The sequence below is a fragment of the Rhodococcus sp. JVH1 genome, from assembly GCF_000280725.2.
Classification (GTDB): domain Bacteria; phylum Actinomycetota; class Actinomycetes; order Mycobacteriales; family Mycobacteriaceae; genus Rhodococcus_F; species Rhodococcus_F jostii_A.
Map to the genome: position 1 here is coordinate 633,178 of NZ_CP166290.1, position 21,278 is coordinate 654,455.

The 21,278-nt window shown below is 65.1% G+C and carries 18 protein-coding genes and 1 pseudogene; 2 read left to right on the top strand and 17 right to left on the bottom strand.

The genetic code is table 11. The annotated features are described in order from the left end of the window. Positions 1–68: 68 nt before the first annotated feature. The 6 genes from JVH1_RS40475 to JVH1_RS40500 all read right to left on the bottom strand — a co-directional run bounded on the left by JVH1_RS40475 (position 69) and on the right by JVH1_RS40500 (position 8,397). Complete coding sequence (locus JVH1_RS40475) at positions 69–1,631, bottom strand: AMP-binding protein (RefSeq protein WP_009472386.1); 1,563 nt, start codon at positions 1,629–1,631, stop codon at positions 69–71. Then, complete coding sequence (locus tag JVH1_RS40480) at positions 1,628–3,286, bottom strand: FAD-dependent oxidoreductase (RefSeq protein ID WP_043777144.1); 1,659 nt, start codon at positions 3,284–3,286, stop codon at positions 1,628–1,630. The genes JVH1_RS40475 and JVH1_RS40480 overlap by 4 nt, the downstream gene beginning before the upstream one ends. A gap of 49 nt (positions 3,287–3,335) precedes the next feature. Then, complete coding sequence (locus JVH1_RS40485; RefSeq protein ID WP_043777197.1) at positions 3,336–4,178, bottom strand: 3-carboxyethylcatechol 2,3-dioxygenase; 843 nt, start codon at positions 4,176–4,178, stop codon at positions 3,336–3,338. Positions 4,179–4,331: 153 nt separating this feature from the next. Next, positions 4,332–5,093: an SDR family NAD(P)-dependent oxidoreductase gene (locus JVH1_RS40490; protein ID WP_043777141.1), complete on the bottom strand. Its 762-nt coding sequence runs from the start codon at positions 5,091–5,093 to the stop codon at positions 4,332–4,334. A gap of 650 nt (positions 5,094–5,743) precedes the next feature. After that, a complete protein-coding gene (locus tag JVH1_RS40495) occupies positions 5,744–7,147 on the bottom strand; it encodes an amidohydrolase family protein (protein WP_009472381.1) in 1,404 nt (467 codons plus the stop codon). Further along, the gene (locus tag JVH1_RS40500; RefSeq protein WP_009472380.1) at positions 7,144–8,397 is read right to left on the bottom strand and encodes a CoA transferase; all 1,254 of its coding nucleotides are present in this window, start codon (positions 8,395–8,397) and stop codon (positions 7,144–7,146) included. Before JVH1_RS40500 ends, JVH1_RS40495 begins: the two co-directional genes overlap by 4 nt. Before the next feature lie 30 nt (positions 8,398–8,427). Here JVH1_RS40500 and JVH1_RS40505 point away from each other — a divergent pair, with 30 nt between their 5' ends. Next, entirely contained in the window at positions 8,428–9,489 is a 1,062-nt protein-coding gene (locus tag JVH1_RS40505) for an enoyl-CoA hydratase/isomerase family protein (RefSeq protein WP_043777138.1), read from the top strand. Positions 9,490–9,778: 289 nt separating this feature from the next. On the opposite strand, the gene JVH1_RS40510 is transcribed toward JVH1_RS40505, so the two are convergent. Next, entirely contained in the window at positions 9,779–9,949 is a 171-nt protein-coding gene (locus JVH1_RS40510) for a hypothetical protein (RefSeq protein ID WP_009472378.1), read from the bottom strand. Positions 9,950–9,980: 31 nt separating this feature from the next. After that, positions 9,981–10,823: a hypothetical protein gene (locus JVH1_RS40515; protein WP_009472377.1), complete on the bottom strand. Its 843-nt coding sequence runs from the start codon at positions 10,821–10,823 to the stop codon at positions 9,981–9,983. Between the two features lie 262 nt (positions 10,824–11,085). Between JVH1_RS40515 and JVH1_RS40520 the strand changes: the two are divergent. Further along, positions 11,086–11,891 (top strand): annotated as a pseudogene (locus JVH1_RS40520) (crotonase/enoyl-CoA hydratase family protein). A 376-nt stretch (positions 11,892–12,267) separates the two neighbouring features. Here JVH1_RS40520 and JVH1_RS40525 read toward each other — a convergent pair. From JVH1_RS40525 to JVH1_RS40565, 9 genes are all read right to left on the bottom strand, one after another. Next, the gene (locus tag JVH1_RS40525; protein WP_009472374.1) at positions 12,268–12,876 is read right to left on the bottom strand and encodes a TetR/AcrR family transcriptional regulator; all 609 of its coding nucleotides are present in this window, start codon (positions 12,874–12,876) and stop codon (positions 12,268–12,270) included. Between the two features lie 223 nt (positions 12,877–13,099). Further along, positions 13,100–14,134, bottom strand: coding sequence for an ABC transporter ATP-binding protein (locus JVH1_RS40530; RefSeq protein WP_009472373.1), 1,035 nt, complete (start codon positions 14,132–14,134; stop codon positions 13,100–13,102). Between the two features lie 72 nt (positions 14,135–14,206). Beyond that, positions 14,207–15,187: an RDD family protein gene (locus tag JVH1_RS40535; RefSeq protein ID WP_009472372.1), complete on the bottom strand. Its 981-nt coding sequence runs from the start codon at positions 15,185–15,187 to the stop codon at positions 14,207–14,209. Then, a complete protein-coding gene (locus JVH1_RS40540) occupies positions 15,184–15,978 on the bottom strand; it encodes a hypothetical protein (RefSeq protein WP_009472371.1) in 795 nt (264 codons plus the stop codon). Before JVH1_RS40540 ends, JVH1_RS40535 begins: the two co-directional genes overlap by 4 nt. 34 nt (positions 15,979–16,012) lie before the next feature. After that, positions 16,013–16,762 carry a hypothetical protein gene (locus JVH1_RS40545; protein WP_009472370.1) on the bottom strand — a complete coding sequence of 250 codons (750 nt, stop codon included), beginning with the start codon at positions 16,760–16,762 and terminating at the stop codon, positions 16,013–16,015. Continuing rightward, the gene (locus JVH1_RS40550; protein WP_009472369.1) at positions 16,759–17,436 is read right to left on the bottom strand and encodes a hypothetical protein; all 678 of its coding nucleotides are present in this window, start codon (positions 17,434–17,436) and stop codon (positions 16,759–16,761) included. The genes JVH1_RS40545 and JVH1_RS40550 overlap by 4 nt, the downstream gene beginning before the upstream one ends. Beyond that, a complete protein-coding gene (locus tag JVH1_RS40555) occupies positions 17,436–18,857 on the bottom strand; it encodes an MCE family protein (protein WP_043777134.1) in 1,422 nt (473 codons plus the stop codon). Before JVH1_RS40555 ends, JVH1_RS40550 begins: the two co-directional genes overlap by 1 nt. Next, positions 18,854–19,999, bottom strand: coding sequence for an MCE family protein (locus tag JVH1_RS40560; RefSeq protein ID WP_043777131.1), 1,146 nt, complete (start codon positions 19,997–19,999; stop codon positions 18,854–18,856). The genes JVH1_RS40555 and JVH1_RS40560 overlap by 4 nt, the downstream gene beginning before the upstream one ends. Beyond that, complete coding sequence (locus JVH1_RS40565; RefSeq protein WP_237735051.1) at positions 19,999–21,276, bottom strand: MCE family protein; 1,278 nt, start codon at positions 21,274–21,276, stop codon at positions 19,999–20,001. Before JVH1_RS40565 ends, JVH1_RS40560 begins: the two co-directional genes overlap by 1 nt. Positions 21,277–21,278: the final 2 nt, after the last annotated feature.

The following is a 21,278-nucleotide window of genomic DNA, read 5'->3' on the forward strand; positions in this document are numbered from 1 at the left end:
TCGCACGAGTGTTGTTCGCGTTGGATTCGAATTGCTGTGCTCGATCGAACATCAGTTCACGCAGAGGCTCACTGGGCGTCCTTCCCGAATAACCGGGCCAGATCCTTTTTCACGACCTTGCCCATGGCATTTCGGGGCAGTTGATCGAGTACCTCGAGCTGCACGGGCAGCTTGCGCTTGTTCAGCCCCCGGACCACGAGGTGCTCGCAGACGTCGGCCAGGCTCGGAGCCACCGCCGAACCCTCGGGTACCACTACCGCACAGACACGTTCACCCGTCTCCGGGTCGGGGAGTCCGATGATCGTCGAATCGACGAGTCCGGGAACGGTGACGAGGTGATCCTCGACTTCCCGGGCGGAAATGTTCTCCATGTTCCTGATGATCACGTCCTTGAGACGGCCGACGATGTTAAGGCATCCCTCGTCGTCGAGGAAGGCGAGGTCACCCGTGCGAAAGTAACCGTCGTCGTCGAACGCCTCGACGTCCAGTGCGGCGTCCACGTACCCGACGCTGAGTTGCCGGGCCTTCACTCTCAGTTCACCGCGCTCGCCGGTAGCCACTTCGGCGCCGTCCGCGCCGACGATACGTATGAATGTGCCGGGTCCCGGACGGCCTTCGGTCACCGCGATCTCGTTCGGGCTGCCCGAGGGACTCCCCCACGCGATGAACGGGCATTCCGTGAGCCCGTACCCGGACACCAGGCCCACCCCGCCGAGTTCGCTCGAGACCTCGCGGTGCAGGGCGACCGGACGCGGCGCGCCCCCGATGAGAAAGGCCCTCAGGTCCGGGAACAGCCGACCATCACGCGCACGCTGTTGCCGGAGAAAGGCTTGCGCGAAGGGGGTTCCGTTGCCTCCCAGGGTGACACCGGTGTCGGCGAGGAGTCGCGCGGTCGCCTCGGGTTCGAAGACATCGGTGGTGATCAACGCCGCACCGGACATCAGCGCGACGAGCAGGTGCAGGACACCGCCCACATGGGCGATCGGTGCGAGCGCAGCGATCCTGTCGTCCGGTCCAGGAGCGACGGCTTCGCAGAATGTTTCGGCAGCGGCGAGTAGTCCCGTGTCCACGTGTCGGGCGCCCTTGGGTTGCGAAGTGGTACCGGAGGTGTAGAACACCCAGCGGACATCGGTCGGCTTCGGCGGCGGTTGCTCGGTGCGAGGTTCGGCTCGAGGAAGGGTGCGGTCAGTGACGAGGACGTCGATTCCGGGCAGCCGAGCTGCCACCGAACGTGCCATCTTGCCGTGGGCGTAACCGCGGAATTCCTCCGGGACGATCAGAAGCCGGCTGCCGACCTGACGACAGATGAACTCCACCTCGGGTTCGCGCAGCATCATGATCAGAGGATTCTGCACGGCGCCGATCCGGGAGAGTGCCATGGTCAGCACCATGGTCTCGGTCCAACTCGGCAACTGCCAGGAGACCACCGCGCCCGCGGTGACGCCGTGTTCGGCCAGGCCCGCGGAAACCCGCTCGACGGATTCTCGGAACTCCCGAAAGCTCATGGTGCGCCGACGCTCGTCGATCAAGAGGGTGTCGTCGGGCGTTGCTTCCGCCCGAGCGATCACAAGGTCGAAGATGGTGTCCGCGCGCAGATGTCCGGGCAGTTCCGAGATCCGACCCGAGGTCATGGGTGCACCGGCCTCGATGCGGCGTGGCGACCGGCGAGATATCCGAACACCATTGCCGGTGCCAGCGTCCCACCCGCGCCGCCGTACGTCATCCCGAACGGCGACGCCATCACGTTGCCCGCCGCAAACAACCCGCCGATCACCCCGCCGTCGAGGTCCACCACTCTGCCGTGCTTGTCGACCTTCGGACCGCCCTTCGTCCCCAACGCCCCGCTTTCGAGCCGCACCGCATAGAACGGCGCCTCGGTCAGAGGACCGAGGGTGCCCTCGACGGCACCCTTCAGGTGCGGGTCGCCCCACCATCGGTCGTGCGCACTCTCACCGCGGTGGAAGTCCGGATCGCATCCCTCCGCCACCTGTCCGTTCCACCGCTCGACCGTCTGTTCCAGCGCGTCGCCCGGAATCCCCAGGGCGGCCGCCAACTCCGCAACGCTGTCGGCCCGTGTCATCCATTCCGGCGCTACCTCTCCCGGCGGCCACGGTCCGACCGTGCCGTAACGCCGCAGATACTCCTGATCGAAGATCAACCAGCACGGAAGGTTGGCGTAGCGGAAGGCGGCCACATCCTCCTGGTGGAATGCCCCACCGAAGGCGTTGTAGTTCGCCGCCTCGTTCGTGAAACGCCGCCCCGAGCGGTTCACCATGATCGACCGTGGCCGTGTGCGGTCCGCGTTGACCATCACCCGGTTCATCTCGTTCACACCGTCCGGCAATTCGGCCACCGGACTCCACCACGCCTCTCTCATGTTCCCGAGCATCGCCCCGACCCGCATCGCCATCGACAAGCCGTCGCCCTCACACGTGGGCATCGAGACCGGATGCGTCAGCGGACCCCGCAGGAACGCCCTTTTGAATTCCTCGTTCCACTCGAATCCCCCGGTCGCCAGCACCACACCAGACCCGGCAGTCACCTCAACGTGCTCACCGCCGGCCGACTCGAAATGCACTCCCGTCACGGCCACACGACCGTCCGGCGCCGACGCTGTCACCAATCTCCGGGCTCGCATGCCCGGGAACACTTCCACCCCGGCCCCGAGGCAGGCAGCGAGTAGCCGGCCCACCAACGACTGTCCTCGTCCCCGCTCGTCGCGTTCCCGGCGGCGAGCGATCTCCGCGTCCGTCGGCGGCCGCGGCACTGCGGCGCCGATCGGTGTCTCACGTTGCACGAGGTGCAGATTCGCGAAATAGGGTCCCGGTGTCACCCGGGACGCCCACTCTCCCAACTCGTCGAACGCGAACAGCGGGGTCTCCAACGTCCGGCCGCCACCGGCCTTGCCGCCCGGATGTTCGGCGTGGTAGTCCGGAAACCCTTCGGCAACATAAAATTCCGTTCCGGCTTCCGCGTCGAGGAAGGTCACCATCTCGCGCCCCGCCACCACGAACGCTCGCACCAGGTCCTCGTCGAGCAAGCCCCGTGACAGCGACATGATGTATTCCACCGACTCCTCCTCGGAGTCCGCGACGCCGGCAGCACCCATCAGCGGATTGTTCGGAACCCACACGTTCCCGCCCGACCACGCGGCCGTACCGCCGACCTTGTCAGCCTTCTCGAACACCCCCACCCGGGCACCGCTCACTGCCGCCGTGAAGGCCGCCGTCAAACCGGCAGCACCCGAACCCAGAATCACCACATCGAACGACGAGCCCACGAACACACCTCCGTGCAGAGAAAGGACCGCGGAGTTTTATCGACAATCTGTCAGATCACGCCGACACTGCGACAGCCATGCCGGTGATCCACTCCTCCACCGGCTCGTAGATCAGCGGCTCGAGCGGAACGCCGCCGCCGGCCGCACCCGCAGCCAGCCAGGTCCGCACCTCGTTGGCTCCCGCACCGGCATCCGCGTGCGCGCTGTCGGTGAGACGCGCGAGGGCCTCCCTGTCCCAGGTCGCGGATGCGTGCAGGAAGGCCTTGTCCCACGCAGGTTTGATCTTCTTCCGCGCGGCGGCGGAACCCTCCGCGATGATCCTGGCGCGTTCCTCGTCGCTGATGTCGTACGTGTCCACTTCGAGACTGGGTGGCGAATGCGAAAGACCGCCGGTACCGATGACCAGGACCCGATCGCCGGTGCCGGACAGATATCGGCCTACCGCGTCCCCGAACGCGAGCACCCGCTCGGCCTTGGGCAACGGCGCCGTTGCGCAGTTGATGGGCAGCGGGATGACGGGATACGCGTCCACGCTGCCGGTCAGATCACGCAAAGGCTGTGCGAACGCGTGGTCGAGCTGCACATCCCGGCAGACCGAGATATCTATCCCGGAGTCGAGCAGATGCTCGGCGAGGCCTCTCGCAGTGCCCTGGGGGACGTTCAATGCGCCTGCAGAATGCCCGGCCTCCGCCATGATCCCGGCAGACAGTGCCACCCCGAAAGTGGGGACGACGTGCCGGAATGCCCGCCTGTGGTCCCCGCCGAACAGGACGATGTAATCGGGATCGAATTCTCGGACGATCGAACTCGCGCGCGCCAACCCCGTTCGGAACGTGGTACCGAACACTCGGTCGACATCTCGCTCCATTCCTGGGCTGTGGCTCGCGCACACCACCATCCGGTTCGCAGTCGCCCGCTTCACTTCACTCAAGACACCCTCCTCGAACCTGACTCGTCGCCGGGGAACGCTGTCGGTCCGTGGCACGAAATCAAACATGACACAAACGTTAGATGGTTATCGGCGTCACGTCGAGGGTGTGCCGCGTTTCGGTCACCGCATCATTAGAGTTCCGCCGTCGACCGGGAAGATTTGCCCCGTCATGAACCGAGCACCCTCACCGGAGAGGAAGGCCAGCACCGGAACGAAATCCTTCTCGACGTCACCGAGCTTGCCCCCGAGCGGGACGGCTTTCGCCATGTACGCGTCGTGCGCGGCCAGTTGTTCCGTCGTCATCGATGCACGGGTCTTGTCGTACATGGGAGTCCAGATTGCCGGCGCGATGGCGTTCACGGTGACGCCGTATTTTCCCCATTCCTGAGCGGCGGTGCGGGTCCACGCGACCACAGCACCCTTGCTGGCCGAGTACGCAGCCTTATTCGTCAAGCCCTGGACCCCGGCGGCGCACGCGAAGTTGATGATCTGTCCGCCGCCGTCCCTCAGATGGCGGAACGCCGCCTGATTCGTGAGAAACGTGCCTGTCGCGTTGATGCCCATGACCCGATTCCAGGTGTCGAGCGGAATCTCTTCGGCCGCTCCCCCTGGAGCGATGCCCGCTGCATGAATGAGGACGTCGAGACCGCCCAGCGAATCGACGGCCTGCGCGAACGCCGCATCGACCGACTTCTGTTCCGAAACATCACATTGGACGAATCGAGCCTTGCTGGACTCTGCGATCTCACGTCCCTCACGCTCGGCGCGGTCGAGCGATACCACTTCGGCCCCGAGGGCAGGAAACGCCCGCACAAGGCCTTCTCCCATTCCGCTGGCCCCTCCGGTAATGATAATGCGCCTACCCTGCAGGATATCTGACATTGCGTTCCCTTGCTTCCTCGATCAGGTGGGTGCCATCCTGTTACTCATGGCTTTTTCACAATATGTTTCGACACAAAGGTACGTGGTATGCGCAAGTCCGCATCTCGTTCACCCCATATATCTGACATATGGTTCATATCGTTGGTCTCGATCGTCGAGCGCGAGACGGCCGTATTGGCCCGGTCCGCGCGGCGCAACGCATCGCACAAAGGGATCCGAGCAGTACGATCGCGGACGAATCGCCATAGTCTCGTCCGATCTCTCGCATTCGGGGAAGCGATGTTCAACGACGGATTACACGATTCCATGGGCGGGTCCGGAGGTGTGGCCACAACGCGCTATGGAATCGTTCATCGCACTCTCGCAGCGGAAAGTCTTCGACCGACAACGCCTGACCAGCTGGGAAGAACTGCGGCGGCGATCGCCACCTGGAACCACAAGACATGCCATCGCCGGCGTCATCGGAGCCCTGGTTGCTTGAAGCCCGGTTGGACCCTTTACCAGACCGCGCGTGTGGCTTGAATTGGGACCGTCACGGCCGTGCCAGTCTGGACGAGTTCAACCTCGAACGCCGGATCAGCCGTTCCCAGCGGCGCGTCTGGGTGTTGAAGTTACGCCGGCGCCGTGTTCGCCCGCCCCTGACGGGCCTTTCAGATTCGGTCCGGTATTCCGCCGAAGAGGGTGGCTCGGACGGCATCGGCGGATGGCGCGGTGAGGACGTCGGCGAGCGGAGCGTGCAGAAGTACCAGATCCGCGGCTACGCCCGGACGGACGGCGCGGGGCCTGCCGCCGGGATCGTCCGCAGGGGTGAGATACCGCGTCAATGCATCTGCGGCAGTGAGGCGTTCGGAACCTCCGACGACCTCACCGGTCGGCGCCCGCCGGTTGACGGCGGCGGTCATCACAGCCCACGGATCCGATGGTCCGTACGGGGCGTCGCTCGAGAGTGCGACCCGAACGCCCCCCTCGATCAATGATCGGCAGCGATACAGGTCGGGGTGGTCGATCTCGTCGATGTCGCGCAGGTAGTCGTCGCCACGGTGTGCGATAAAGCCGGGCTGGGTCACGACGGTGAGTCCACGTCGGCGGAGGCCGTCGATCGTCTCCCCGGGGATGAGCGAGCCGTGTTCGATCCGGTCACAGGCACGTGTTCCGACGTCGTCGAGAACCGCGAGCAGAAGCAGCAACGACTCCCGGGTGACGCAGTGCACGGCCACCGCCCGGCCCCGGTCGTGGACGTCGCGGATCCGTTCGGCGAGGTCGTCGAGATCGGGAAGCCCGGAGTCGGCCAGCACTATCTTGTAGGGGCCCACGGTGACCCGGCCCTGCGGTGACGTCATGTCGCTGTCGGGCGGTGCCCCGAGTAGGTGCACTCGCTGCGGCAGGCTGCCGTCCGAGACCGACGACTCGATCGCGGCGCGTGAACGGGGGTCGAGGTCCGGGCTGGCGTCGGTGACCCCCGTGATCCCCCACCGGGCGAGGGCGGCACCGACCGCATCGAGGCGCGGCGGACCGGACGGCGGGAGCCGGTCACGCAGCCAGGCGTCGGCGCGCCACACCCTGCCGGTGGGACGGCCGTCCGGGGCGCGCTCGATTCCGGGATGCGCCGCGTCGGCCAACCGCACGGCGGTGACGGCGGCACCGTTGAGCAGCCACATCGCGCCGCTGCGATGCTGGACGCGCACCGGCCGGGCCGAGTGAAGGCGGTCGAGTGCGTCGGCGTCGAGGTCGCCCGCGACAGTCTCGATGTAGCCGACGCCACGGACCCAGCCGTTGTCGTCACCCGGCGCCCTCCCGAGAGCGTCGGCCAGGGCGGCGGCGTCGCGGACACCCGGCGGCCCGCAATACACGGACGCGGCGTCAGCGGCCATCGCATGCAGGTGCAGGTGGTGATCGTGCAGACCGGGGATCAGTGCGCCGCCATCGGCATCGATCACGTCCGCCGACGTCGAGGGCAGATTCGGCCCGACCCCCGTGATCCGGCCGTCGGAGATCGACACGTCGATTCCGGGAACGCCATCGATTTCCGCGTTGCGGATCACGAGGCCGGTCACGGCGCCGCGATCCCCAACGACCGCAGCACCGCCGCGGTGTCCACGCCGGATTCGGGGGCACACCCGGCCGCTGTCCGGGCACGCGGTTCGGCGATCGGAACGACCCCCGACGCCGTCTCGACTACCCACCGGCCGTCACGCAGAGTGGATTTCGGCACCGGGTCGTCCGTCAGCGTCGACGCGACCAGATCCGACATCGACAGATCCCAGAGTTGCCCCGCCCCATCGGCAGGGGCGGACATCGCGACCGCCGCCGCGATGACCCCGGTCAGTGGGTCGGCAAGCGCATCACCGACGAAGACCGGACCTTTGGCATCACGAGCGACCAGCCCTGCGGCCGCGGACACGTCGTCACCGAAGCCGATACGGTCCGACGACCGTCCGGACGCGGTGATCGACACCCACGTCGCCCCACGGTCGACGACGGCGGCGGCGTCGAGTCCGAAACCCGCCAGTGCGCGCGGGCGGGACGCCTCGATCACGATGTCGGCGGCAGCGACCAGCGCGGTCAGGGCACGACGGCCCTCGGTCGTGGCGGGATCGAGCACCACCGATTCGTGGCCCGCGTGAAGTAGCCGGTAGAACGACGCGTTCCCGCGGCGCGCGCCGTCCGGGCGGTCCGGGGTCTCGACCTTCACTACGCGTGCTCCGGCGAGTCCGAGCAGATGGGCGCACAGCGGGCCCGCCCAGAGGGCACTGAAGTCGACGACCAGCAACCCGTCGACGGGCCGAGGGTGCAGCGGCATCGGCGGGAGTGGAGGTGTGCGCGCCCTCGACACCGGGCCCGCTGCGACGCTCACCAGAGCCCCCCGTTCGGCCAACTCTGTGCCGCGGTGCCGGCGTACCCAGTCGGCGACGACCGGCCAGGGATCGTCCTCGTCCACGACGGTGCTCACCAAGGCGCCGAGGAGCGCGGGATCGTCGGGCCGGGCGCAGGAGACGGCGGCCCACCCGTCGGCGGCCGGGAGCAACCGGCAGCTGCCGCCCAGCGACACATCGCCTCGGCGCCGGAAACCGGTGAACGCCGCCCGCTCCGACAGCAACCCGGCACCGTCGACTCCGATCCGCCGACCACCGAGGGCGCTGACGTCGGCGATCCACGCGGCCATCGCACGCGCCACCGTCGCCGCCCGACCGGGAGGGACGATCGGTGGCCCGTCGACCCGGCCGGTGAGGGCTACTACTCCACTTTCGGCCCAGTCCCGCACCGGATCCGGCGCCGGATACGCGTGCGGGGGCGGGATGAACACCGCTCGATCCTATGCTGCAAGCTGTCATCCGTGGATACCTCGCAGCCCGTGATCACCCCACAGGACCTGGTGGACGGCGTCGCCGACACTCCCCTGCTCGCAGCGGGTGCCGTCGTGGATGCTCCGTTGCTCATGGTGGATCTCGATGTCGCGGTCGACGAGGACATCGCGGCGCGAGCCGCCGCGCGGGCGCGGCGCACCGACCGTTTACTGGTCGGTGTGCGCCGCACTCCGGGCCCCGTTCCCGAAACGATCGCCGACCTCGCTGCCGGTCTCGACACCACCCTCGCCACCGCCGCCGACCCGGCCGACCGGTGGGTCGTCGGCGTGGACGATCTGGATACCGCGCTCGCCGAATTGCACGGCGTCGTGGCCGGGAACGTGCACTCCGCGATCGTGCTCGGCCAGGTTCTGCGGTTGTCGGAAGATCTCCCGGTGCCACAGGCGATCGACGTCGAATCGCTGGCCTACTCCACGCTCCTGGGGACGCCGGGCTTCCAACGGTGGCTCCAGCAGCGCGGACCACGCCCGTTGCCGCCGCCGTCGCCGCAGGAACCGGTGCTCGTGCGGCGCGATGCCGAGCGGCTGCTGATCACCCTCAACCGGCCCGAGCGCCGCAACGCCTACGGCGCGGAGGTCCGCGACGGGCTCGTCGACGCGCTCAGGTTGGCCATCGCGGACGACACGATCACCGCGATCGTGCTCGACGGGGCGGGGCCCTCGTTCTCCGCGGGCGGCGACCTCGACGAGTTCGGCACCACCCCCGACCTCACCACCGCGCACCTCATACGCACCCGCGCCGGCGCCGGACGGCTGGTAGCGCAGCTGGCGGATCGCATCGAGGTCCGGGTGCACGGCAGCTGCGTCGGCGCCGGGATCGAGGTACCCGCATTCGCGGGCCGGATCGTCGCCGCGCCGGGCACCGTGTTCCGACTGCCGGAGGTATCCATGGGGCTGATCCCCGGAGCCGGCGGAACCGTGAGCGTGCCGCGGCGGATCGGCCGATGGCGGGCGTTCTGGCTGTGCGCCACCGGCGCCGCCCTCGACACCGACACCGCGCTGGCATGGGGCCTTGTCGACGAGACCAGCTAACGACCCAGCCCCGCGCTCGCGGCTTCACCTCACCAGCGGCCCACCCAGTCTAGTTTGGTGGTCGTCAGACGATGTTGCTATCGGATTGGCTAAAGTCGCGTGCTGACGCGGGTATGAAATGCCCGCAAGACGTTCAGTTGCAACCACCGAGCAGGACTGCGGGAAATTGCCGCGAATCTGTTGGACAGGGTTTATGCCTCACGATGCGAATCCCGACACGACGCAGTACGAGGCCGCACAGGCCTTCGAGGACGGCGGAAGCACCATTGGGAAGGGTCGTATGCGCAGTTCAGGACGTCTTAATCTGGGCTTTGTGGGCGAGGGCGGCGCGGGCGCTGACCGCGATCATCACCGCCGCGGCCGCCATGAATCCCCACAGATGGTGTTGCGCGATGCAGCCCAGGAGCGCGGCACCGGAGCCGGATGGCGAAACATCTAGCCATCGTGTCGCGGACGCCATGCAGTGCCGGGCTTGGCGTCATATCGCGACCTCAGGTGGCGACGACCGTGTCCTTCCGAGGGGCGGCCACCCCATCCGGCTCAGACGTACCGACCGGCCGCGGCATGAACTTGCTCGCGCCGTTCACCGCAAGAACACACAACACAATGGTGAGCAAGGTGGCGGCCCAGACTAATCCGCCGGAGAATTCGTCCTCGCCGAGGTGCAGCGCGATGATGAGTGGCGCGCCGATACCGAAGTTCGCACCGAACATTGTGACTGGAAAGACCGCTAGCAGACCGACTAGGCCCCACGCAGTCGACACCCGGCGCCAGAGCTGCACCGCCAGCACGGTAAAGAGCACAACCTGGGTACCCTCCAGTACGCCGATGACCAACGGGTAGTTCCAAATTCGCAACTCGTACGGGCCGTAGTAGGTGTAGACATTTGTTCCGGTGCCGATGACCTCAAATACGCACGAAGTGATAATCTCCGCGCCCCAGATCAGGAACAGATGCTTGCGCCTCAGGCGCCCCTCGTACAAGCGGCGGCCAGCGTAGAGACACGCGCTCGCGTACAGGATAATGTAGCCGCTATGCGTCCAGTTCGGCTGAACGACCCCGAACGCCGTGAAGTGAGAAAACATAGCCCCCGACTCACCGTTATGAACGTCATAGAACCAGAGGTCAAAGGCTACGTCATAGAGCGGCTCCGCGAAGGCCGCGACACCGGCAGCCAGGCATGCCAGCAGGTAGAAGGGGGTTCGCTGCTGGATGCACATTCGAAATGCGATGGCCAGCATCAAGGAGACAATCACCCAACTTGCCCAGGTAAAGATGCTCTGCCACATCAAGTCTAGTTCGTGCTGCATGACCTCGGATGGCATGCGACCCATGATGACTCCTGCTCCAACTTGTGATTTTAGGGACCGCTTCCACTCGGCTGCGGCTTAGACTCGCGACACCTTGCACACTAAGTCCGCTGTGTCATGCAGCACATCCCCCCACGGGGGCAGGGGCATGCCCATTTCGAGATACGCATGGTCGCGAACCAGGGACCACATGAGCAAGGCACTCGCGGTGTCAGCTCATTGAACAAAAGCCGAAGCTGTCGCCGAGCCTTCATGACACCCGACTTCAGGGGTAAGCTCACATCCCATGAGCCATAGTAGAATTCGGACGAACATTAGCGATAGTGGCGTCGCGACGGTCACCATGACCCGCAGCGACAAGCACAATGCCTTGGACCGATCGATGTTCGAGGGCCTGCTGGACGCCGCCAGTCAGCTAGCTGCTAATCGCAAGGCCAGAGCTGTCGTACTTCACGGCGAGGGAGAAAGATTTTGCTCGGGAATCGACGTCTCGAGCTTTCTTGCCGACTCCAAGGTAGGGGTCGATGCCCTCTTCGTCCGCGACGATCATCGGCTTGCCAACTTCGTTCAGCGCGCGGCATATGACTGGTCCACTGTTCCCGTGCCGGTGATAGCGGCGATCAGCGGCAATTGCTTCGGCGGGGGGATGCAGATCGCCCTCGGCGCGGACATCCGAATAGCCTCGCCCACTGCACGATTGTCCCTCATGGAGGTGAAATGGGGACTGGTGCCGGACATGGCGATTACTCAGACGCTGCCGCGCGTTATGGGCATCGACGTAGCCAAGGAGCTCACATTCACCAGACGTATCGTGTCGGGTCTAGAGGCGAGCGCCCTTGGGTTGGTCACTCGTACAGCGGAAATCCACTCACCGATGCACTTGCGCTAGCAGACGAAATCGCTAAGCAATCTCCCGATGCCGTCCGTGCCGCGAAACGCCTCTACGATGAGACCTGGACCGGAACACACCCCGCCCGTGCACTTGCCCTCGAGTCCGAACTCCAGAAGGGGCTTCTCGGCAGCCCGAATCAGAAGGCTGCTGTCGCTGCTGGTGTCTCCGGGAAAGCCCCCTCGTTCGTCGACCCGTATTGAACCGGCTTCTCAGGTCTATACAAGCTTAACGACGGGAGGGTCGCCGCCCGTATTGCCCGGTCGAAGCGTGCTCCGCACCGCCGCCCCGACCGACGTGATCATCGTCGACCCGATCCCGAACCACCGCCAGCCGCGCCCTGCGTCGGAATTCGCAAGAGTTCGCAGCTTCGCAACCGCTTTTCGTATGGTGCAACCAACGATGGGGCTGCATCGCTCGACCCTGCCCCGAGCCCATAGGGGCACAGCGCATCCACCCGTTCGGCGTGTGGGGACAAGGTGGAGTTTCCGGTGAGATCCCAGCGTTCGCCGAGCCGTTTGACCCGAGTCGGTGGATGCAGCTGGCCTGGGGTGCGCCAGGGTTCGCCCTGGCCGGTGGCTATGTACCTGCGCGGAATCCCACTGTTTTCAGGGCGATGGCGCCGTACTTCCTGGCCACGGCGCGGGGTTTCGGCGGGCAGTTCTCGTACCAGCACTGGAGGGCATCACACATGACGAGTAGGGCTCGTGCGGTCACGATAGGGTCTGAAGTGCTGAACAGTGCCCTCCTGTTTCCCTCTCGAATGATCCCACGGACCACCCCTTCGATTTCTGTTCGCACGGTGTCAAAGCGATCTCGGTTGGGAGTGCTGAGGTACCGAACATCCGCTTCCAGGGTTACCAGTCGTGGGAAGGTGAGGGTCCGCAGAATCATCGATTCGATGACATTGGCAAGCTTGCGCGCCGGATCGTTGTCACCATCATCGCGTGCGGCATACGCGCGTGCGAGAACGTCCTTGGTCGCACACTCGAGCAATGCGGTGAAGATGCCTTCCTTGTTGCCGTGGTAGTAATACAGCGTCGGCATCGTAACTCCTGCGCGTTGAGAAATATCTCGCACCGTCGTGCCACGAAAACCGTTTTCGTAGAAGGCATCCAGGGCTCCGCGAAGGATCGGTGACAGTTCTGGTTGTTCGAAGTGTCGCCAATCCGGTTCGTCGAGTACCACTGTTGCCTCGTCGAATATTGCGGACGGTACTCGCCGCCGTGAAGCCATCGGTCCTGCCTGCGTCGCTCGTCTTTCGGTTCGGGGTGTCATGATTCCTACAGTGGAGGGAGGTGACCTCTGACGAGTAACCACGCAATCGCGGTCACGAGGTTCTGGATCGGGTCTACCAGGTCGATGATCATGTGATCTCTCTTCTTCGTGGGTTGATCGGATTCGCCTCGCGCTAGTCGACGGCGTACATCTCGTCCGTGATGACCGCCGAAAACTCTTCGGTCAGTGCCGTTGATTCGAAGCTCTCCTGGATCGCGAGCTGGGCACTGTAGGGCAGGGTGTCCATGATCTCGCGCACCCGTTCTTGCCTGCGGGCGACGGCTTGGCGGAATGGCATGCCGGGAGTCGCCTTCATCTGCGGGACGATGCCCTCGACGTCGTCAACACCGCCGGCGTGGTGACCGGCGTCGACCATGGCCTGCTCTGCTGCCATCTGCGCGTCGTCCTTCTCCTCGGACATGCCGATCGGGCCGATCATGGTGCCGTTGAGGAACTGTTTGACCACCGGCTCCTCGCTGGTGAGCAGCACCTCGCGGGGTCCGAACATCACCAGTTGGCGGCGGAAGAGCATGCCGATGTTGTCCGGCACCGTGCGGGCGAGGTTGATGTTGTGCGAGACGATCAGGATCGTTGCGTCGATCTCGGCGTTGATGTCGATCAGGGTCTGGGAGATGTAGGTGGTGCGTACCGGGTCCAGGCCCGAGTCGGGCTCGTCGACCAGGATGATCTGTGGGTCCAGCACCAGGGCGCGGGCCAGGCCGGCTCGCTTGCGCATGCCGCCGGAGATTTCGCCGGGCAGTTTGGTCTCGGCGCCGATCAGTCCGGTCAGTTCAAGCTTTTCCATGACGATCGTGCGGATCTCGGATTCGCTCTTCTTGGTGTGCTCGCGCAGCGGGAAGGCCACGTTGTCGTAGAGGTTCATCGAGCCGAATAGGGCGCCGTCCTGGAACAGCACTCCGAACAGCTTGCGGATCTCGTAGAGTTCCTTCGTCGAGCACTCCAGGATGTCGGTGCCGTCGATTACGATCGATCCTTGCTCCGGGCGGAGCAGACCGATCAGCGACTTCAGGAACACCGACTTACCGGTTCCCGATGGGCCCAGCAACGCGCTGACCTCACCGGGTGGAAGCGTCAGCGACACGTCCTGCCAAATCTTCTGCGATCCGAAGGACTTCGTCAGATTGGTGACCGCTACCTCGACACCCATTGTTTCCTCACTCTCACGGCCTAGGGATTGGTGTTTCGCAGCAGCGGTGGCCACTATCCGCTGCAGTATTTGTCAGAACAACGGTTCGAATCGGCTGATCAACCAGGTGTCGTCGACGCGGGTGAGGCCGACCCAAATGGCATTCTGCGACTGCGTCGTTTCGGGACTGCTTGCCGTCGTCGTGCTCTGGTTGATGTAAACGAGAACCGATGCTTGGTCTGCGGACACCGACTCGACGGCAGAACCTGCCGCGGACGCTTGCATCGTTACCTGCTTGTCTTTTGCCGTCGGCGCGACCACATCTTTCGCCAGCTTTGTGTATGTTTCGAGGAAGTCGCCGGTCAGCACGCCACGTGCGGCGTCCAGATCCTGATCGACGGTGTCGGGCTTGTACGACAGAAGCGCTACGGCACCGTCGGAAGCAACCTGCGTCACGGATCCGTGCGCTGCCGCGATTTCCTGGTCGCCGGCGCGTTGAACGAACAGTTGGACGAGGACGAGGACGAGGACTGCACCGAGCGGGATCACCGCTGCGGCGGTCATGCCGAGTCGGCGCCGAGCGTCGGTTGGTCCCTCCGTATCGGAGGTCTTGACCACTGATCCGGCGATGTTGTCGGCGAAGGTACGCCGCTCTCCTCGATGGAGGGGCCAGAACCACCCGATGAGGAACAAGACCCCGTCGACGGGCAGGCACCCTAGGCGGACGAGTGCACGGAAGACACCGATCGGAGCCCCCGTGGTGGTGGATACCGTGCGGAGGCCCTCGAGGTACTTGCCGGCGGTTCGTCCGGTGCGACCATGGCAGACGATGCTGTTGGCGACGATGACGAGCCCGGACACCGCCGCGATGCCCCAACACAGGACGGCCCATGCCTGCCCCGCCAGAATGTGGGACAGCGCCCCTGCAGAGGCCGCCGCGGCGAGGGGCGGGCACATGTCTACTGTCAGTGCGCGGGCGCGGCGAACGAGCGATGCTCCCTGCTCCCCCGCGCTGTTGCGCTCGGGCTCTGCGCTCTCTTCTTTCACCTGGGTATCGATGTTCAGTGTCGTCATTGGACGAATCCCACCTTCGACAATTTGAGTTGACCGTCGACGTCGACAACGTCCACGCGCAGTTGGTACTCCTGCGGCTCGATCGTCGCTGTCATACCGGGATCATCGCCCGACGGCTGGGCCTGATCTCCGGCCCCTCCTGTGGCCGGGTCAGCGGAACCGGGTCCGGCGAGCGGTACGTTGCCGTCCGCCAATGCGGCCACCAGAACAGTGGTGCTGCCGTCGTCATTTCGTCGCTCGATGCCGGATTCGACGGCATTGCCGACGGTGACGTTGCCCGCTGCTTTCATGGTGTCGAGGACGGTCTGTTTGCGGGCGTCGAAGTCGTCGTGCCACTGACCGGCTGCATTGTCGAGGATGCGTTGCACGTAGGCGTCGGGGTCCTCTTTGCTCGTCGAGATAAGCTGCACAACTGCGTCTTCGGCAAAATGCATCAGGGCCTGGTCCGCCGAATCGCGTTGTTCGACCGCACGGTGATCCCACCATGCCTTGACACCGGAGGCGGATCCGGCGAGGGACGTCACAACGAGGAGCACGACCGCGGCGCGGTAGATCGTTGTACCCCGGCGCCCTGGCGACGCACCACCCCGTCTTGCCGGACGCTGTGGCTGCTCGTCGGCAGCCGGGTCTGGGGAATCGTCCGGCGGACGTGGTTCGGCGGCTTTCGCGGCGCGCTCGGCGGCAGCGAGTGCGGCCACCGCGGCCGCTCGCGCTTCGATTGCGTGAGCGCGCAGGGTCGTGGTGTCGTCGTCGATCCGCGATCGTGGCGTGTTGGTGGATGTCTTCATCATCCCAGCCTCCTTGGACGTTTCGGGACGGGGCATTTCACAGGGGCTCGAGTTGGGAGATGAGCCACTGATCGCCGGATGCCTCCATGCGTACTCGTACACTGCTGAAGAGGTACGTCGGATCCGGTTTCGCGGCGCTGGCCGTGGTGCCGCGGAGGAAAACGAGTACCACCGCGGAGTCGGGTTCGACGGAAATCACCGACGTTCCGCTCGCTTCCCAATGCGTCTCGACCTGACCTTGCTTCGCCTGCGGGATTATGGTCTCGGCGGTAAGAGTTGAGTACGAGTCCAAGAATTCGCCGGTCAGATGACTTTTGGCCTGGGCGACGTCGTCCTCGACGGTGGGTGCCTTGTAGGTCAGGACCCCCGCGGTCAGTTCACCGGCACTCTCTGCGACAGCGGCCCGTGTCCGTTCGGTGCGTTCGTCGGAGACGGTGAGGTGCAGGTGCGCTACGACGGCGAAGGTTGCCGTCGAAGAGGCCAGGAGCGCCACCGCAACCAGTGTGCGCGTGCGCCGCCCTCTGATGGTGGCTGAGCGGGTGAACGCGGTTTCACTGCGGTAGGTCAGAGCGCCGATGGCGAGGACACCGAGTGTGCCCGAAAGGATGAACCAGAGGGGGAACTCGAGAACAACCCCGGTGGCCACGAGGGCAGCGAGTGCGACCGCAGTGAGTCCGCATCTGAGGAAGACGGCCTGCCGGGCGGTGGCCGGGTTCGGTGCGGCCGCGGCGGGCGGTTCCTGTGTCGGTTCCGCTGCGACATCTTTGTTCTCGAGTTCACAGGTCATGGCACGACCTCCACTTTTGACAGTTTGTAGGACCCGTCGACATCGACGATGCCGACTCGTAGACGCCAGGTTCGTGGCTCGTCCTTGGCGCCGGCGGCGTTGCTTACCTTCGACACCGCCGATACCAGGACGGTCGTACTGCCGTCGTCGTTTCTGCCCTCGATGCCCGCACCGAGAATTTCGCCGCTCGACTCGGTCTTCGACTCCGCGATGGCGGAGACGAACTGATCCTTTGTTCCCTCGAATTCGGTGAGCCACGATCCGGTCGCGTCGTTGATGATCCGATCCGCGCCAGCCGCGGGATCCTGCGAGCTCGGGGAGATCAGGTTGAGGACTGACTGCCGGGCAGCGCCGAGCATGGCCAGATCCTGATCGCGGGCGTCCTGGCTGTTGCGGTGCGCGTGTGCGAGGGCGCCCGCGGCCACCAACAGGCCCACCAGAACGACCGCGAACAGCGCCGCGGCGAGGGTGTTCCATCGGCGGGCACCTGGTCTGGGGCGCCGCGGATCGTGGCGGACGGCTGGTATGTCGCCGGTATCGCCTTCTTCCTGTGCGGCGGCCGCGGCTTCCGCTGCCTCGGCCGCTTCGACGGCCGCCTCGGCGGCCTGCCTTGCGTCGAGTGCGGCGCGGACGGCGGCGACATCCGACACGGTCTCGGATTTGCGTCGGAGCATCAGTGGCCTCCTGTCAGAATCGCCTGTACGGGCGATGTTTCACCGTGCGCAGATCCCGTGCGGCTGAGATCTGTTTGCGTGTATGTTCTGCCGTCGCTGCCCTGATACTGGCCGGACCGCGGGTTGTAGCTTGCCGTCCCGATCTGAGGGGCGGCCGGTTCTTGTGTGTGGGACGCGGGGGCGGCGGAGTTGCCGGTGGTCGGTGTCGGGTCCCCTATCCAGGGATTGGTTCCCGACGAGGTGTACGGCTCGTCGCTCTTGCAGATCTCCACGGTGGGGGCGCGTTTGCCGGGGTTGTCCATGCACGGCAGGTTCCGTGCGCCGCGCACGGCGACCGACGAGTCCTGCGGCACCGCGCAGAAGATCGGGTCGGATGTGCGTGTCGGTGCGTCGACGGCAGAGCCATCGCGCCGCTCGGAGGCCGGGAGGAACCCGGTCGTGCAGGGCGGGGGTGCGTTCAGATTCAGGTTGAAGTCGAGGAATGCGCCGTTGGACGTTCCCTGATCGGGGACGTTGATCGTCTTGAGGGCGCTGACGCTGGCGGGCAGCAGGACCAGCAGCTGTTCCAGTGATTGATTGTAGGTGACCGCGACCTGACCGAGACTGGTCAGGTTGGCCGCCAGGAGTGGAGCGGTGGGGTGCAGTTGCTGGAAGAGTGCACTTGCTTCACTGGCCGCTGCGGGGCTGGTTTCCAGGATGTGCCGGACGTGCTGGTCATTCGCTTCGGCCTGTTGGACGGTTCCCGCCAGGTTCGCCACCCACTCGCGGATGGCGGGGCTGCTGACTTTTTGGGAGTCCAGAAATGGTGCCGCGTCGTTGATCAACGTGGTGGTGGCGTCGGCGTCGGTGTAGGCCTGATCCAGTATACGGTCGGATCCGTTGAGGATTCGTTGCAGTGAGGGGCCGGATCCCTCGAAGGCGGTGTGTGTCTCGTCGATCAGTGCGCTCAGCTGTTGCTGCGGGATCGAGGTGAGGCTGGCGTTGAGGGTGTCGATCATCGGTCCGATGTCTTGCGGCACACTCGCTTGGCTCGCTGGTACGACCGCCCCATCCTCGAGGAACGGTCCCTCGAGCGAGCTGGGAACGAAGTCGAGGTACTGTTCGCCTATCGCGGACCTGCTGTGCACCTGGGCCTCGGCTGTGACCGGGATGCTGACCGAGCTATCGAGATTCAGCGTGGCACGTGCCCCGCCGGCGGTGGGCGTGACATCGGTGACGGTACCGATGGTCGACCCGCGATAGGTGACGTTCGCGCTGCTGTACAGCCCACCACTCGTCGGAAGTTCGACGGCGACCGAGTAGCGCCCGATGCCCACCAGCGCGGGCAACCGCATGTACACGACACTCATCGTGATCAGGGCGATCACGGTGAGGACGGCGAAGATGATCAGCTGAATCTTGACGAATTTCGACAGAATCATCGGGTACCCCTCATCACAACGTTGTCGAGTCCCGCCGTCAGCGGGTTCTTCGTCGAGACCGCCGGAATTCGACCCTCCGTACGACCAAGGGCGGTTTCGGCGTTCGTGAGCGACCCCTCGAGGGGTGTGCCCTGCAGCAATCCTCGGTCGAGGCGACCCATGGTGAGATCGACGGTGGCGGAGAGGTTACCGGCGTCGCCTTTGAAGAACTTCGGAATGTTTTCCAGCGGCCACGGATACGTGGGTAGGAGACCCAATGCCTGGGTCAGGTCGGAACCGGAGTTGCCGAGCTCACGCAATACCGGCTCGAGCTCACGGACGTTGGTCTGGACGTCCTGCGAGCTCGCCGTGACAACCCGGTTCGCCGAGTCGGCGAAGTTGCCGACGGAGGTCACCGTGTCGGTTAGCTTCCTCTGCTGTTCGTCGAGGATGGCGAGCGCGGGCGGGATCCGTTCGAGCGCGCCGGCCAGTACGGCGTTCTGCTGGTCGACGGTCGAGGCGAGGCGATCGAGGCCTTCGGCGGCGGTGATGATGTCGTCGCGCTGTTCGTTCAGACTGCCGCTGAACGTATTCGCTTGATTGAGAAGGTCGCGGACTTCTATCTCGTGCCCGGACAACCCGGCGTTGAGTTCACCACTGATCTCTTGGATCTGTGCGAGGCCTCCGCCGTTGAGCACGGTCGACACCGACGCCAGTGTCTGTTCCGTGGTCGGATACGTGCTGGCGTTGTCGATCGGGATCGTGTCACCGTCGCGGAGTTCGCCCGCGGGCGGTTCCGTCAGTGGTGGTGCCAGTTCGATGTGCAACGAACCGAGCAAACTGGTCTGCCCCACCTTCGCCGTTGCGTTGCCGGGGAGGTGGACGTCGGACTCGAGTGAGACGGTAACGACGGCGTGCCATCCGGCGAGCTGCACGTCGTCGACGTTGCCTACCGTGACATCGCCGACGCGTACCCGACTGTTCCGTTGGATCGATGTCACGTTCGGCATCTCGATCTTGACGGTGTACGAGCCGTCTTCGGAACCGGCGGTTCCTGGCAGTGGCAGGGAATTGGCGCCTTGCCAATCGCACCCCGACACCGTGAGGGTGAATCCGCCGACGAGTGCCACGAGGGCACCTCGGGTGAGTTTGTTGTTGGCCATTATCGCCCACCTCCAGCGGGTGCCGGGATTCCGAGTAGCCCTGCCAGTCCGGCGGGTGCGCCGACGGGCTCGACAGCTGCGGGAGCGGGGACCGTACCGCGCAGCCATTCTTCGCTGTAGTCGATCTGCTCGGGTCTGACCTGTTTGCCGGCCACCGGGTTGATTCCGACCGGTGGGTAGTTCATCTGCACGAGCTGCAATACCGGTGCGAGCTGTTGGACGCACAGTTTCGCCGCCTCGGCCGCACCCAGCTGACTTGCCGCCTGGATTGCGCCGCAGATGAACTGCACCGGGTTCTGGAGCTGGGTGACAGCCAGCGCGCCGGTGAAGGACCCGTGTGCGGGTTCGTAGATGTTGTAGAAGTTCTGGATTGCCGTCGGACCGACGTGCAGGAGTTGCTCGATGTCGGGCCGAATCTCGTTCAACGACGTTGTCACGGTGGCGAGGTCGCTCACCGATTTGCTGAGCCCGTCGCGGTTGTCTTTCACAAACTGCCCCAGCCGGCTGGTCATCGCATCGATGTTCTGCAATGCGGTCGCCAGTTCTTGATCGGAGTTGTCGAGCACCGACGACACCGAGGCGACGTTCTGATTCAGCTCGACGATTTGATCGTCGCTGGCGGCGAGTGCGGTCATGAATGCCTGCAGGTTGCGCACGGTGGCGAAGAGATCGTCGCGGCCGTCCGACATCGTCGACATGGCATCGGAGAGCTTGGTCAATGTCGAGTTGATGTCGTCACCCTTGCCGGCCAACGACTCGGCTGCCGTCTCGACGAACTCGCCGAGAGAGCCGGCCTTGTTGGCCTCGGTCGGGCCGATCGATTCGGCGAGGTGTTGCAGCTGTTCCCGAAGGTCGTCCCATTCCACTGGCACCGCGGTGCGTTCGATCGGGATCTGTCCGCCGTCACTCAGTTCGGGACCGCCGGTGTACGCGGGTGTCAGTTGGATCGCACGTGAGGAGATCAGGCTCTGTGAGAGTACCGCCGCCTTGGCCTGCTGAGGGACCTTGTAGTCGGCGTCGTAGTGGAACCCCACTCGCATCCGCTCGCCGGCCGGATCGATGGAATCGATCACCCCGACGTCGACGCCGAGGATTTTGACCTTGTCCCCGACGTACAGACCGTTGGTGTTCTCGAAGTACGCGACCGCGGACCTCGTGGTGACTCGGTCATACGCGCGCCATGCGAGGCCGAGCGTTCCGGCCACGAGCAGGACGACGATGGTCAGGATGGTGATTCGCCGTCGGGTCGATCCGCGTGTCATCAAAGACGCGAACATGG

Coding starts and splice junctions, on each gene's coding strand:
- JVH1_RS40475 (WP_009472386.1), bottom strand. CDS start 1,631: ATGACCTCGGGTCGGATCTCGGAACTGCCCGGACATCTGCGCGCGGAC.
- JVH1_RS40485 (WP_043777197.1), bottom strand. CDS start 4,178: ATGGTGGTGTGCGCGAGCCACAGCCCAGGAATGGAGCGAGATGTCGAC.
- JVH1_RS40490 (WP_043777141.1), bottom strand. CDS start 5,093: ATGTCAGATATCCTGCAGGGTAGGCGCATTATCATTACCGGAGGGGCC.
- JVH1_RS40510 (WP_009472378.1), bottom strand. CDS start 9,949: ATGGCGTCCGCGACACGATGGCTAGATGTTTCGCCATCCGGCTCCGGT.
- JVH1_RS40515 (WP_009472377.1), bottom strand. CDS start 10,823: ATGGGTCGCATGCCATCCGAGGTCATGCAGCACGAACTAGACTTGATG.
- JVH1_RS40530 (WP_009472373.1), bottom strand. CDS start 14,134: ATGGGTGTCGAGGTAGCGGTCACCAATCTGACGAAGTCCTTCGGATCG.
- JVH1_RS40535 (WP_009472372.1), bottom strand. CDS start 15,187: ATGACGACACTGAACATCGATACCCAGGTGAAAGAAGAGAGCGCAGAG.
- JVH1_RS40540 (WP_009472371.1), bottom strand. CDS start 15,978: ATGATGAAGACATCCACCAACACGCCACGATCGCGGATCGACGACGAC.
- JVH1_RS40545 (WP_009472370.1), bottom strand. CDS start 16,762: ATGACCTGTGAACTCGAGAACAAAGATGTCGCAGCGGAACCGACACAG.
- JVH1_RS40550 (WP_009472369.1), bottom strand. CDS start 17,436: ATGCTCCGACGCAAATCCGAGACCGTGTCGGATGTCGCCGCCGTCCGC.
- JVH1_RS40555 (WP_043777134.1), bottom strand. CDS start 18,857: ATGATTCTGTCGAAATTCGTCAAGATTCAGCTGATCATCTTCGCCGTC.
- JVH1_RS40560 (WP_043777131.1), bottom strand. CDS start 19,999: ATGGCCAACAACAAACTCACCCGAGGTGCCCTCGTGGCACTCGTCGGC.
- JVH1_RS40565 (WP_237735051.1), bottom strand. CDS start 21,276: ATGTTCGCGTCTTTGATGACACGCGGATCGACCCGACGGCGAATCACC.